At 33.0% G+C, this 13,143-nt stretch carries 18 protein-coding genes and 1 tRNA gene; 5 read left to right on the top strand and 14 right to left on the bottom strand.

All coding sequences use genetic code 11. The features are described from left to right. Positions 1 to 10 precede the first annotated feature (10 nt). Genes ACP5O9_RS05930 through ACP5O9_RS05990 form a run of 13 tightly spaced genes read right to left on the bottom strand, consistent with a single transcriptional unit; the run spans position 11 to position 8,939 of the window. Complete coding sequence (locus ACP5O9_RS05930; protein WP_428723621.1) at positions 11 to 1,072, bottom strand: M24 family metallopeptidase; 1,062 nt, start codon at positions 1,070 to 1,072, stop codon at positions 11 to 13. Next, complete coding sequence (gene coaBC / locus ACP5O9_RS05935) at positions 1,062 to 2,261, bottom strand: bifunctional phosphopantothenoylcysteine decarboxylase/phosphopantothenate--cysteine ligase CoaBC (protein ID WP_353685665.1); 1,200 nt, start codon at positions 2,259 to 2,261, stop codon at positions 1,062 to 1,064. Before coaBC ends, ACP5O9_RS05930 begins: the two co-directional genes overlap by 11 nt. 6 nt (positions 2,262 to 2,267) lie before the next feature. After that, positions 2,268 to 2,684, bottom strand: coding sequence for a DNA-directed RNA polymerase subunit omega (rpoZ, locus tag ACP5O9_RS05940; RefSeq protein WP_353685664.1), 417 nt, complete (start codon positions 2,682 to 2,684; stop codon positions 2,268 to 2,270). A gap of 12 nt (positions 2,685 to 2,696) precedes the next feature. Beyond that, complete coding sequence (gene gmk, locus ACP5O9_RS05945; protein WP_424904453.1) at positions 2,697 to 3,314, bottom strand: guanylate kinase; 618 nt, start codon at positions 3,312 to 3,314, stop codon at positions 2,697 to 2,699. Then, a complete protein-coding gene (locus tag ACP5O9_RS05950) occupies positions 3,298 to 3,558 on the bottom strand; it encodes a DUF370 domain-containing protein (protein ID WP_353685662.1) in 261 nt (86 codons plus the stop codon). Before ACP5O9_RS05950 ends, gmk begins: the two co-directional genes overlap by 17 nt. Next, positions 3,555 to 4,406, bottom strand: a complete 852-nt coding sequence (locus ACP5O9_RS05955) for a YicC/YloC family endoribonuclease (protein ID WP_424904454.1) — start codon at positions 4,404 to 4,406, stop codon at positions 3,555 to 3,557. The genes ACP5O9_RS05950 and ACP5O9_RS05955 overlap by 4 nt, the downstream gene beginning before the upstream one ends. Before the next feature lies 1 nt (position 4,407). After that, positions 4,408 to 4,665, bottom strand: coding sequence for a DUF167 domain-containing protein (locus tag ACP5O9_RS05960; protein WP_353685660.1), 258 nt, complete (start codon positions 4,663 to 4,665; stop codon positions 4,408 to 4,410). Continuing rightward, a complete protein-coding gene (locus ACP5O9_RS05965; RefSeq protein ID WP_353685659.1) occupies positions 4,640 to 5,524 on the bottom strand; it encodes a phosphatase PAP2 family protein in 885 nt (294 codons plus the stop codon). Before ACP5O9_RS05965 ends, ACP5O9_RS05960 begins: the two co-directional genes overlap by 26 nt. Continuing rightward, the gene (locus ACP5O9_RS05970; protein WP_353685658.1) at positions 5,524 to 5,970 is read right to left on the bottom strand and encodes an NYN domain-containing protein; all 447 of its coding nucleotides are present in this window, start codon (positions 5,968 to 5,970) and stop codon (positions 5,524 to 5,526) included. Before ACP5O9_RS05970 ends, ACP5O9_RS05965 begins: the two co-directional genes overlap by 1 nt. Further along, positions 5,963 to 6,295: a hypothetical protein gene (locus ACP5O9_RS05975; protein ID WP_428723622.1), complete on the bottom strand. Its 333-nt coding sequence runs from the start codon at positions 6,293 to 6,295 to the stop codon at positions 5,963 to 5,965. The genes ACP5O9_RS05970 and ACP5O9_RS05975 overlap by 8 nt, the downstream gene beginning before the upstream one ends. A 20-nt stretch (positions 6,296 to 6,315) precedes the next feature. Next, positions 6,316 to 7,017: a polyprenol monophosphomannose synthase gene (locus ACP5O9_RS05980; protein WP_424904458.1), complete on the bottom strand. Its 702-nt coding sequence runs from the start codon at positions 7,015 to 7,017 to the stop codon at positions 6,316 to 6,318. Then, positions 7,014 to 8,186 (bottom strand): oligosaccharide flippase family protein, encoded by a 1,173-nt coding sequence (locus ACP5O9_RS05985; protein ID WP_424904459.1) that lies wholly within the window; start codon positions 8,184 to 8,186, stop codon positions 7,014 to 7,016. The genes ACP5O9_RS05980 and ACP5O9_RS05985 overlap by 4 nt, the downstream gene beginning before the upstream one ends. A 27-nt stretch (positions 8,187 to 8,213) precedes the next feature. Further along, on the bottom strand, positions 8,214 to 8,939 hold the full coding sequence (locus ACP5O9_RS05990) for a class I SAM-dependent methyltransferase (protein WP_353685654.1): 726 nt from the start codon (positions 8,937 to 8,939) through the stop codon (positions 8,214 to 8,216). 213 nt (positions 8,940 to 9,152) lie between these two features. On the opposite strand from ACP5O9_RS05990, the gene ACP5O9_RS05995 reads away from it, so the two are divergent. The 4 genes from ACP5O9_RS05995 (at position 9,153) to moaC (ending at position 12,275) form a co-directional block, all read left to right on the top strand. Continuing rightward, positions 9,153 to 9,224 (top strand) — tRNA-Val (locus ACP5O9_RS05995). A 336-nt stretch (positions 9,225 to 9,560) separates the two neighbouring features. Continuing rightward, positions 9,561 to 11,087, top strand: a complete 1,527-nt coding sequence (locus ACP5O9_RS06000) for a DHA2 family efflux MFS transporter permease subunit (RefSeq protein ID WP_428723623.1) — start codon at positions 9,561 to 9,563, stop codon at positions 11,085 to 11,087. After that, positions 11,071 to 11,805: an SDR family oxidoreductase gene (locus ACP5O9_RS06005; RefSeq protein ID WP_353685652.1), complete on the top strand. Its 735-nt coding sequence runs from the start codon at positions 11,071 to 11,073 to the stop codon at positions 11,803 to 11,805. Before ACP5O9_RS06000 ends, ACP5O9_RS06005 begins: the two co-directional genes overlap by 17 nt. Further along, the gene (moaC, locus tag ACP5O9_RS06010) at positions 11,802 to 12,275 is read left to right on the top strand and encodes a cyclic pyranopterin monophosphate synthase MoaC (protein WP_353685651.1); all 474 of its coding nucleotides are present in this window, start codon (positions 11,802 to 11,804) and stop codon (positions 12,273 to 12,275) included. Before ACP5O9_RS06005 ends, moaC begins: the two co-directional genes overlap by 4 nt. On the opposite strand, the gene ACP5O9_RS06015 is transcribed toward moaC, so the two are convergent. Next, complete coding sequence (locus ACP5O9_RS06015) at positions 12,272 to 12,772, bottom strand: hypothetical protein (protein ID WP_428723624.1); 501 nt, start codon at positions 12,770 to 12,772, stop codon at positions 12,272 to 12,274. The genes moaC and ACP5O9_RS06015 overlap by 4 nt on opposite strands. A 21-nt stretch (positions 12,773 to 12,793) precedes the next feature. Here ACP5O9_RS06015 and ACP5O9_RS06020 point away from each other — a divergent pair. Continuing rightward, positions 12,794 to 13,143: ATP-binding cassette domain-containing protein (locus ACP5O9_RS06020; protein ID WP_428723625.1), on the top strand; the 350-nt coding region annotated here is incomplete at its 3' end.

Here is a 13,143-nt window from a genome sequence, read left to right on the forward strand (position 1 = left end):
GCTCTACCTCCTATAAAATTTCTAAATCTCTTGAAAGTGTTGTCAAAATTTCTACTGAATTCCCTTTTACAACGACCATATCTTCTATTCTCACTCCTCCAAAGCCTTCCATATAAATTCCAGGCTCTACAGTAAAAACCATGCCAGGCTCAATTATTTCTTCAGATTGATGATTTATCTTTGGAAATTCATGAACATCAAGCCCAACTCCATGACCTGTAGCATGCCCGAAATTTTCTTCATAACCTGATTGTTTTATCAGATTTCTTGCTGCATGGTCAATATCTTTTGCAAGCATTCCTGCCTTACATGCCATGATTGCTTCCTGCCTAGCCTTATTTACTATTTCATAAATCTCTTTCTTTTTATTATCAGCATTTCCTATTATAAATGTTCTTGTCATATCAGAAAAATAACCTTCATACTCAGCGCCCCAATCAATTATAACAAAATCACCATAATTTAGTGTTTTGTCAGAGTTTCGCCAGTGTGGCATTGAAGAATTGGCTCCAGATGCTACAATCACAGGAAAAGGTAAAGTATCACTGTATTTTTTTATCTCATTTTCAAGAGCTCTTGCTATTGTTTTTTCTGAAATACCTTCTCTTACAAAATGTTTAGTTTCTAAAAAAGCTTCTTCAGCAATTTTAACTGCTACTTTGATTTTGTCAATTTCCTCTTGTTCTTTAACTGCTCTCAAATGCTCAACAATATAGTACTGGGGAACAACTTCAATTTTAATGCTGCTTAGTTTGTGAAAAGTCTCGAAGGGACAGGTAACTTCAAAGGAAAGCCTTTTTATATCGAAATCTTTAATAAATTTCATCACAGCATTAATCCAGGAGTCTTTAAAAAAAACAACTTCAGCCACAGCTTCTTTCTTTGCCTGCTCCACATACCGAAAGTCAACAAAAAGAAAGCATCCCTGAGGAGTTAAAAGCGTTACTGCAAAACTTCCTCTGAAGCCAGTTAAATATCTTATATTTTTGAGATTGGTTATTAAAAATGCCTCAGAGTTTGAACTAATTTTGTCAAAAACCTTTTTGATCCTATTTTCATATTTATTTTTCAAGCATTAACTCCTTAACTTTGGATAAAATTAGGCTGGCAATTTCTTCTTTTGAAAGCAGGGATGTATTTTCTTCAAAAAATTTGTTTCTTTTTTTATAAATAATTATTACTTCATTAGTATCAGATTCCATGCCTGTGTTTTTTTTCATTATATCATTCAAAACAATCATATCAAGGGCTTTTTCCTTAAACTTAATCTTTGCTCTTTCTGTATTGAGTCCTGCTTCAGCAGAAAAGCCTATTGTAAAAGGCTTTTTCTTGAGCTTTGAAATCTCTTTAAGTATATCAGGACATAGCCTGAGGGATATGGAATTTATTGAGTTTTTTTCAATTTTTGTATTAAAAATCTTTTCAGGTTCAAAATCAATTGGTGCTGCCGCCATTAAAAGAATTGTGGCAGAATTTATACTTTCCATGACTTTTTCAAGCATTTCCTCAGTTGTTTCAACTTTGAAAAATTTATCCACCTCTGGAGGTTCAATATTTGAAGGACCACTTATAAGGGTTACTTTTGCACCTCTTCTTTTTGCAACTTTTGCCAGGGCATAACCCATCTTACCTGATGATCTGTTCGTTATAAATCTTATGACATCAAGGTATCCCCGTGTAGGTCCTGCTGTGACAAGGACATGCTGTCCTTTTAAATCTTTTTCAGTTAAAGCTGAAACCACTGCTTCAAAAATTTTTTCTGCTCTTACAAGCCTTCCTGTCCCTTCTTCACCACAGGCAAGAGATCCTTGTTCAGGTCCTATAAATTCAACTCCTATGCTTTTTAAGTAATCAATGCTTTTTTGAACCTGTGCAGCCTGATACATTCTCCAGTTCATTGCAGGAGCTATAATTACAGGACCACGAAAAGCAAGAAGAGTGGTTGTAAGAAGATCATCAGCAATTCCACAGGCATATTTATTGATTAAATTTGCAGTGGCTGGTGCTATTAAAAAGAGATCGCATTTTTTTGCAAGCTCAATATGAGAGAGAGGTTCCTGAAACATATCAATCAAAACTCTGTTGCCACAGGATATTTCAATGCTTAGAGGTGTAACAAAATAAGTTGCTTTTTCAGTCATAACAGGAAAGACTTCTGCTCCTGCTTCTTTTAAAAGCTTGATGATTTCAAAAACTTTGTATGCTGCAATACTTCCTGTTATGCCTATAAGAATTTTTTTATTTTTTAAAAGATCCTTCACTTTTAATTATTCTTGTTCATCAGAATGCTGTTCTGGTTGTTCTGAAAATAATTCTTCAAGCAATTTTTCAGCAGATTCCTTACCGTGTAAGTAAACTTTAAGATCCTTTTCAAGTTCGCTGAGGTCAGGAATTGTTTTTCTTTTGTCTTCAAGAAGTTTTTTAACATCAATCTGATTAATCTTTTCTTTGGCTTTCAACGCTTCTTCACCTGTAATGTACTCTACTTTGTTTAATAAAACCTCAAGAATTGCTGTGGTCGTAACTTTTTTTGCCTTTTTATCTAATTTTGATGTAGCACCAAGAGAAAGTTCAGCAGCTCTTTGAGCTGCTATAAGCACAAGACGATATCTTGAATCAATTTTTGTCCTGTCAATTTCTATTGGTAGAGAGATAATATCAAGAGTTTGTTCTTTTTTTTCCATTTTATTTCCTCCTTATTTTGTAAAGATTTTTTCTATTTCATTATGTTTTATTCTTTTTGTTTTAAGTCTTTCAGCACAGACTATGCAGAGCAGTTCATTTAATGCTTTTTCAAGATTATCATTTATTACAATGTAGTCATAAAGTTTATACTGTGAGATTTCCTCTCCTGCTTTGCTCACTCTCTTTTTTATTGTATCCTTATCTTCATTTCTCTGTAAAAGTCTTCTCTCAAGTTCTTTCATAGAAGGTGGAAGAATAAAAATTAGAATACTTTCAGGATAAAGTTTTTTTATATTTTTTGCTCCCTGCGTGTCAATATCAAGCAGTATGTCATATCCCTGTTTCATTAGTTGAGATATAACATTTTTTGATGTTCCATAAAAATTTCCGTAAACCTCTGCCCATTCAATAAATTCTTCTTTAGATATCATTTCTTCAAAAGTTTTTTTATCTACAAAAAAATAATCAACTCCATTTGTCTCTCCAGTCCTTGGCTTTCTTGTTGTATGAGATATACTCATTTTTAAATCAGGCAATGCCTTAAGCAGTCTCTCACATAATGTTGTTTTACCTGTGCCTGAAGGAGCAGAAATAACAAAAATATTTCCTCTTTTATAAAGTTCCATCATTCACCGTGTTTGCTTCATTAATTCTTTGGAAAATTGTTTCAACCTGTAAGGCACTGAGTATGATATGGTCACTATCAGTAATTATAATTGAACGGGTTTTTCTTCCTTCAGTTGCATCAATAAGTTTCCCTCTTTTTTTTGCTTCCTCTTTCATTCTTTTCATAGGCGAAGAGTTAGGATTCACCACTGCAACAATTCTTGATAAAGACACTATATTGCCAAAACCTATGTTTATGAAACTCATTGGATATTCTGAATCTGTTCTTTAAGTCTTTCAATGTTTGTTTTTATCTCAATCGCAAGAGTTTTGACCTGAAAATCTTCTGTTTTTGCCAGCACTGTATTTATTTCTCTGTTCATTTCCTGAAGTAAAAAATCCAGTTTTTTCCCCACATTGCCACCTTTCATGATATTTTCTTTAAACTGAATAATATGACTCTGAAGTCTATCAACTTCCTCCTTGATATCTGTCTTCTGGGCATATAAAATAATCTGCTCTAAGATCCGTTTTTCATCAAGGTTGTTTTCAGTTATCAACTGTTTTACTCTATTTTTCAAAGAGTTAATATAATTATTATAACCTAAATCCACAAAACTCTCTAAAGTTGCTATATCCTTTTCAAGATTATCAGCAATTTCTGTTAAAGTTTGTTTAATTATCTGTCCTTCTTTTTTTCTCATCTCATGAAGTGATTCAAGAGCCTCTGATACGGTAAGCATAAGGGTATTTACATCAGGCTGTTGTTCTTCATATATAAAAAGTTCTCTGAAGTTTGAAAACATTGAAATATCAATAGAGCCTAAAATGCTTAACTCTTTTTTTAAGTCAATAAATGCTTCATAAAGCTGCTTTGCAAGATTTTTATTGAGATAAACCCTGCCTGTTTTTTCTTTCTGATTGATCGTTACAGTAACATCTATTTTGCCTCTGTGAAATTTTTTCCTTATAAGATTTCTGATTTCAATTTCATGTTTTGAGAGTATTTGAGGCAGTTTTAAATTTATCTCAAGAAACCTGTGATTTAAAGATTTTGCCTCTACTCTGAATGTTCCTTTTTCAGAAAATCCGTATCCTGTAAGACTTTCTATCAATCTAATTCTCCTTTATTTTAATAACTTTATGTTTTGAAGTCTTACCCTTGATTATTTCAACTTTTGATTTTGGAACATTCAATATCTCAGAAAGCATTTCAACAAGTTCTTTATTTGCTAATCCATCATGAGGTTGAGATTTAATTTTCAGTTTTAATACATCTCCTTCAATTCCCTCTATTCCAGCAGTTCTGGCTCCTGTTTTGACTATTACTTTTAATGTATAACCATCTTTATCTTTTGATAACGGTATTTCCATTTTTTGATAACCAAAAACTATAGTATAAATTACCTACAAGCAAAGTTACAACTGTGAGTAAAATTCCTCCTAAAACATCTGTAAAATAGTGATATCTACAGTATATTGTGGAGATTATCAAAAATATCACAGGAATAAAACTCAGCAGGAATAGCTTTTTTGAATATTTTAACATTAAAATTAATACAACCAATGACACAGCCACATGTCCGCTTGGAAAGGCATCTCTTTTTATCCCTTCAAGGGAGTTCAGCAAATCTTTAATTTTATGAGCCAGAAATAATCCATTTAATTCATTTTGAAACATATGAGGAATGCTATATCTTGGACCAAGTGCTGGAAATAGCATATATCCAATATAGGAAAGATAATAACAGAAAAGCACAAGAAAGAGGGCTCTATAAAATTCTTGTTTATTTCCGTTCTTAATTAGATAAATCCCAATCATAAAGGGCAGAATATAATAAAAACAATAGGAAAGCTGCATTAATTCAGTTAATGCAGGATTTGCTATTTTATCAAAATACACATAGGGATAGAATCCTAAGATTGAATAATCAAATTTAAGCAATACTGCATCAATATCTTTTGGATTTATGTAAGCAATAAGCTCCCCAATTGTATCAAAGGCTATTAAAACAGAAAAAACAGGCAATCCGATGTTTTTTATGAAAGAAAGAAAGGCATTTTCTGGAACTTTACAAAGAAAAATCTGGAATATAACTATGGAGGCATAAATTATAAAAAAATTGAAAGAAGGCAGTCTGTCTGAAAAAATAAGCAAGATCAGGCACAGAAATGTAAAAAAAACAATATTTAGTTGAAATGCTGGTTGAAGCCTGAACAGTCTCTTTATCATTAGAGTTTTGATATTGCCTTTAGTATTGCCTTCTGCTTTTTTGATAAAGTCATACCTCTTTTTTGCTCAAAATAAAACTCTTCACCATTAAGAATATCAAAAAAAACTGAAGAATCAACAGCAACGCAGTTTTCTTTCCATGCTGCTTTTTCTATTTCTTTATCAGAGGTTATCACAATCCAAGAAAACTTTTCAGTGCTAAGTATTCTTTTTATTATATCATCAGCCTTTTCATTAGCTCCAGAGTAAATTATTCTCACTCCTGCACGATACTCCACAGTTTCTTTCCCAGGTCCTTCTTTATATCCGTCAAAGACAACGGTAATGTCATGTCCTTTTTTGTTGCGATACTGAATAAGTGCCTGTATTAGTTCATCTCTGGCTTTTTTTAAATCCCTGTGAAAAATTCCGATAAGATTATATCCGTCAATTAAAATTTTACTCATCTGGCATTAATTTTTCCAGAAGGCTCTCTGCCATAATTAAAAATTCATAAGCCTTATTTAAAGAATCTTCAGCCCTTTCTTTATCAATAACTTCAAAATCTCCATAGTCTACATCTGTTGTTCTGCTAAGCAGAATTTTAAAATATTCAACATATTTATTCTCAACAAGTCCAGATTTCACATTAATTCTATAATCTGCAAGCTCACTGTTAAAATCACCTCTTATTCTTGAACCAAAAGCCACAACAGCTTTAAGCCTGTGGGAAAAGATATTTTTTAACTTCTCTGTAATTCTTTTAAGGGAATCTTTTTCATACTTAAACATAATTGAATTATAACACTTTTTTATTTACCAAATCTCAATCTCCACACCATGATTGCTGCTTCTCTGACGATTTTTTTACTCATCTTTGAGGAGCCACTGTTTCTTTCATAAAAAATTATTGGGATTTCGGTAATTTTAAACCCCAGTTTATAGGCTCTATAAATCATTTCTATCTGAAAGGCATAGCCATTTGATTTAATACTGTCAAGCTCTATAACTTCAAGCACTTTCCTCTGGTAACAGCGATATCCGCTTGTTACATCGGTGAGAAATTTGAGTCCCAATATTGTTATGGCATACTTATTGGCAAATTTTGAAAGCAGCAGCCTTCGAAAATCCCATCCTACAACGCTTATTGTACCACGAGTGTATCTTGAGCCAATTACAAGGTCATATCCTTCATTGCATTTTTCTATGAATTTTGGAATATCACCAGGGTCATGGGATAGGTCTGCATCCATTTCAAATATACAGTCATAATGCCTGTTTAAAGCCCACTTAAAGCCTGTTACATAAGCTGTTCCAAGTCCGAGTTTTGCAGGTCTCTGTATTAAGTTCACTCTCTCGGACTGTTTTATCCACTTTTTTATTTTTTCCGCTGTATTATCCTTAGATGCATCATCAATAAAAAGAATATCCACTTCATGCTCAAGCAGTCTTGGAATCAATTTTTCTACATTTTCCGCTTCATTGTATGTTGGCAGAATTACGAGGACATTCATTTTAACTCCTTTTTAAATCTCAATAAATATAATAAAACAAAAAAGGCATTTATGCAAAAAATGTAAGCTAAATAATCAGAAATGCTTCTCAAGGGAAACATAAGAAATCCTGCATAAAATAGAAAAAGATGCGCATAAATCATGTAAAAATATCGCTCTAAGGCTACTGCCATACTGATAAAAACTATGTTGAAAAGAAGAGGTAGTAAAGCAATAAAATAAATGGGAAGGAATTTTAAAGCTGGTTCAAACTTCGTTCCAAAAAGCAGTAAAAATAAGGGTTTACCAATTAAAAGGCAGGCTATTTGAGCCATTACTTCAGAGACAATTACTATTGCTAACATATGAAATACCAGTTTTTTAAAAAATGCTGATTTTTTTGCTTCTACAAATTTCGGGAAATAAACGCCAAGAATTGTTAAAATAAACCATACAAGCACTTTTCCAACAATTGATACTGCTGAGTAAATTCCTGCAGTATGCTCATCAAGTATTCTTTTTATAAATATGTTATCTGCATAGATAAAAAAACCAATAGGAGAAGCATAAAGAGCTATGATTAACATTTTCTTTATATTTAATTGTGCTCTTTTGACTGTAAGATTTCCATTTATTATAAGAAGAATTATTAATACAGCAAATGCTCCAACAACTGTAGAAAAAAGGACTCCATCCACTTTTAACCCTACATAAATTGCTACTAATGCTGCAATTAATCTAAGTGTTAGCTCCATTGCTGTAGAGAAGGCAAAGAGAGGGAATTTACCAGTTGCCTGAAGAAAGCTTCTTTCCACAGCAACTAAAGACATTCCAAGCCATGCTAAAGCAATTATAAAGAAGTAGTAGTATTCAGTTACATGTAGAAAATCCTTAAGATAAGATGAGAAAGCACACACTAAAAGAGCAAATACTGCACCAATTACAAATCCCATTAATCTTAATGAATTAAAAAAATTAAATCTACTTTGATAGTTTTCAATTATAGTTTTGATGCTTACAGTTCCAAGAAGCACTGTAATATTTCCCACTGTTAACATAAAAGAATACAAAACCATAAACTCTCCATAAACAGCTGGACCAAGACTTCGGCTTACAGCAGAATGAAAAACATATCCAAGAATATTCACATAAACAAAGGCAAGCGTGACAGAAGATATATCTTTAAACATACATAATTAATAATGAATTTTTAACTTTCAAGGTTTCCTCAGAAGACAATAAATACTTTTTCCAAAAAATACTTCATAAATCACTATGAAGCATTCTGAACCAAAAATCAGGCTTAGAATAGGCACAAATGGAATAAGAAGAAAATACTCTACAGGTCTAAAGTGACCAATTTTTAATACTTTAAACCCTGACATCTCAGCAAGAGCTTTTAGACTTTTTTTTGTCCAGGGTCTTACATGGGTTGGATCAGAGAAAAAATTGAATCTACCTGGTAAAAAAACTGAAGTGTAATTTTCAGTAACACAGTAGAAATGACCTGCCTTTTTTAAAACTCTATTAGTTTCAAAGAAAAATTGTTGTGGATTTTGTAAATGTTCTAATAAAAATGTAGAAATAACTATATCAAAATAATCATCTTCAAAGGGAAGTTTTTGTTCTTCTATATCAACTTCATAAAAGTTAACAAAAGGAGGTAGATTCTTGTTTTTTTCTAAATCCACACCGTAAAACTCAGCATCAGAGTTAATATGTTGTCTTATAAATTTTAAGGTTTCTGCCTCACCACATCCGATATCTAAAATTTTCTTTGCAGATTTAATATTAGGAATCAGGTTCAGATTGATAATTCTGACTTTTATTCCCTGATAAAACTTTTGAATTCTGTTGAATTTTATTTTGCTTTTAAGAAAGCTTTCAAATACTTTATGCTCACTTACAATATGATCCTGATATCCTTTTTGCTTTTTATTCATTTGTGTAGCAATATAGCAAATTCCAACAAATATTTGCAAACCTCTTCAGATTGCCATTAGAAAATCACTGTCTTAAGCGACTGCAGCGTTTTTTGGTAACAGTTCCTAACGAAGCGAAAGTAAATTTTGTATCAACAATTTTAGGAAGCCTCTTAAAATTGAGAAAAAATAGTTGACTTAGATGTATAAAAACAGTTATATTTCAAAAGTTTTGGGCGATTAGCTCAGTGGGAGAGCGCTTCCTTCACACGGAAGAGGTCACAGGTTCGATCCCTGTATCGCCCATCAAGAATTATCAAGGGTTTATGAAACATCACACTCCCCTTTAAAATTACAAATTATGCAGTTTTTGTGCAGTAAGTTCTCCCTTAAAAAGGGGTAAAAATTGAAAATAACCGCTTACATTTTGCCTTCTTCAAAATGGGGTAACGCGAAATGGGCTTTAAAAGCTTTTAAAATCAAAGCCTTAGAAAGGCTACGTTGGAAACTTGACCTCATTTAAAAGGGATTGCGGCGGGAGCGAGACAAGAAGAAATACGAAAAATTGAAAATTCCGTATGACAATCGTGGACTTAATAAAGTTATTGCTAACTTACACTCATTTTTTTATATAATATTCAAATGAAACGGTTCTGGATAGTTCTCACAGTAATGCTGCCAACTTTTATTGAAATTCTTGACACTACTATAAATAATGTTGCATTGAGACACATTCAGGGAAGCCTCTCAGCAGGCGTTGATGAATCAACATGGATAATCACTTCCTATCTTGTATCAAATGCAATAGTTATTCCAATGGCTGGATGGTTAAGTAGGATTTTTGGAAGAAAGAATTATCTTATTTTTTCAATAGCTCTTTTTACAATTTCTTCCTTTTTATGTGGAATATCGTGGAGTCTTACATCTCTTATATTTTTTAGAGTTCTTCAAGGAATTGGTGGAGGAGGACTACAGCCTCTGAGTCAGAGCATACTTCTTGAGATTTTTCCAAAAGAAAAATACGGCACAGCAATGGCAATTTATGGAATGGGTATAATTATGGCACCAATTCTTGGTCCAATAGCAGGTGGATGGATTGCTGATAATTTTTCATGGAGGTGGATATATTACATAAACATTCCAGTTGGTATTGTATCCATTCTGATGACATATCTTGTGATAGAGGATCCTCCATATTTAAAGAGAGAAAAGCTTCGTATTGATTATCCTGGAATTATATTTTTAGCTCTCGGCATTGGATGTCTTCAGATAGTTCTTGATAAAGGTGAAAGAGAAGATTGGTTTGACTCAAATTTTATTATCATTTTATCAATCATAAGTCTTGTAAGCTTAGTATTGTTAATTTGGTGGGAGCTTAAGAAAGCAGAGCATCCTGTTGTTAATCTCAGGCTTTTTAAAGATAAAAATTTCTTTTTTGGCAACTTAGTGATGTTTTTTACCTTTGTAAATCTTTTTGGAAGCATTATTCTTTTGCCAATTTATGTTCAAAATTTAATGGGATATACAGCATTCTTGGCAGGACTGGTTTTAGGACCAGCAGGAATAGTCCAGCTTATAGCTTTTCCACTAAGTGGTAAAATATCAGATAAAATCAATCCAAAAATTCCTCTTGCCTTTGGAATTATAATGTGTGCATATTCAACCCATCTTATGAGTTTATTCAATCTTCAGGCAGGGTTTTGGGATTTTGTATATCCAAGAGCTGTTCTTGCCCTGGGTATGGCTTTTGTTATAACTCCTCTGGCAGTAATGACAGTAGCCTATATTCCAAAAGAAAAAATGCAGGATGCAACACCATTGAGTGCAGTGATAAGAAACATTGGAGGATCTGTTGGAACAGCAATCGTTACAACAATTGTATCTCAGAGAGCTCAGTTTCATCAGTTCAGACTTATAGAAAATCTCACTCCCTATGACATTCCCTATCAGATAGCTGTGGAAAAACTGAATGAGTATCTTCAGCCAAGAACGCTACTGCCACCTGAAGGAGCAATTTATAGAGAACTCATAAGGCAGGCTCAGGCAATTGCTTTTAATGAAGCCTTCTGGATACTCAGTGTTGGAATGCTTTCAATGCTTGTAACAATTATGTTTTTCCGGAGACCAACTTATAAAAAGAAAGGAGGTACCCATGATGCAATCCATTAAAGGGCAAGTTGCACTTATAACTGGTGCATCAAAGGGAATTGGCTTGGCAACTGCTGAAAAGTTTGCTAATGAGGGAGCTAATCTTGTTTTAGTAGCCAGGTCAAAGGAATTATTGAATAATGTAACTGAGAAGCTGACAACTTATGGAGTAAATGTGATCAATGTTCCTGCTGATCTTACAAAACCTGAGGAAGTTGAAAGAGTTTTTAAAGTATTGAAAGATTATTTTCAAAGGCTTGATATTTTAGTTAACAATGCTGGAAGAGGAATTTTTAATTACATTGAAAATGGCTCACCAAAAGAATGGAAAGAAGTTATTGATCTGAATCTTACAGGGCTTATTTACTGTACTCATTTAGCTGTAAAAATGATGATTCCCAGGAGAAGTGGTCATATTGTGAATATTTCTTCTGTAGCTGGAAGAGTTGGGATTCCGGGATGGTCTGTTTACTGTGCTACAAAATGGGCAGTTATAGGTTTTTCTGAATCAATTCGTAAGGAGTTGATAAAATACAATATTCGTGTTACAGTAATAGAACCAGGTGTTGTTGCAACTGAATGGGGTGAAAACATGCCAGAGGAATGGATAAAAAGTAGAGGTGCTATGAAAGCATTAAAAGCTCACGATATTGCAGAGGCAATCTATTATGCGGTAACTCAGCCCGAGCATGTCAGTGTAAATGAACTACTTATAAGGCCATCAGAGCAGGAAAGATGACACTTACTCATTTTGACGAAAAAGGACAAGCACGGATGGTTGATGTTACAGGAAAACCTGTAACAGAGAGAATTGCTATCACTGAAGGTATTGTAAAGATGAAGCCTGAAACCTTAAAAATGATTTTAAATAAGGAAATTGCAAAGGGTGATGTTTTTCAGGTTGCCCGTCTTGCTGGAATTATGGCTTCAAAGATGACTCCCCATCTTATACCGCTCTGTCATCCACTTCCAATTACATCAGTGGAGATTGATTTTGAACCTGATGAAGAAAACTCTCATGTAAAAATAAAAACCACTGTAAAAACAACAGCACAAACAGGAGTTGAAATGGAGGCAATGGTTGCTACCTCAATAGCTGCTCTTACATTTTATGACATGTGTAAGGCAGTTGACAAAGAGATGGTAATTGGAGAAATAAAGCTTATTTATAAATCAGGAGGAAAAAGCGGAGAATTTATTCGAACCTAATTATCTCTCTCTGTATCTCCACCAAAGTAAAGCTGTCTTTCTACATTTGGATTAAGTCTTATAAAAATTAAGATGGAATCTCCTTCTTTTTTATAAACTGTTTCAACCGGTTCAAGAAGTCCAAATACCCAGGGAAAATAAATTGGTTTCAGCTCATAGCCAGCATTTTTTCCTTTAAAAGATATTTCAGAACATTTTATAAAACTGACAAATGAATTGTCTTTTAAAATTTCATTGGTGATTTTCAGAGCTTCTTTTTCATTCAAGTTTTCAATTACTCTGTATTTAAAATTTGGCGCATAAGGAATTATTTTAATTTGATCACCTCTATCAAGAATTATGAATGTTTCAGGGTCATTTATAAATGAGTTTGAATATATAATTAAGTTGAAACTGCCTTTGATATCGCTTTCATTGCATTGGTTAAGTAAAACTTCTGCATGCAAATTAAATGGAAAAAGAAGTGCCAAAACTATGAGTACTTTAAGCAGCTTCACAAAAATATTATACTAAAAATTGTGGGTAAAGTTATAGGAAAAAATTTAACAAAGTATTACAGACAGTTTAAAGCCCTTGATTCAGCCAGTTTTGAAATAAGGCAGGGAGAATGTTTTGGCTTTCTTGGACCAAATGGTGCTGGAAAAACAACCCTTATGGGAATGATTTATGGATTTATTAAACCCTCTTCAGGAGAAATAGAAATAGCTGGTATCAAAGCCGATGAAAAAACTTTTCCAGAACTTAAGAAAAAAATTGGAGTTATTCCACAGGACAACAATCTTGACCCTGACATTGATGTCCTTGAAAACCTTATTGTTTATGCAAGATACTTTGACATTGGTAAAAAACAAGCCCTTAAAAGAGCTAT

It is taken from the genome of Thermodesulfovibrio sp. (assembly GCF_049969575.1).
GTDB lineage: Bacteria > Nitrospirota > Thermodesulfovibrionia > Thermodesulfovibrionales > Thermodesulfovibrionaceae > Thermodesulfovibrio > Thermodesulfovibrio obliviosus.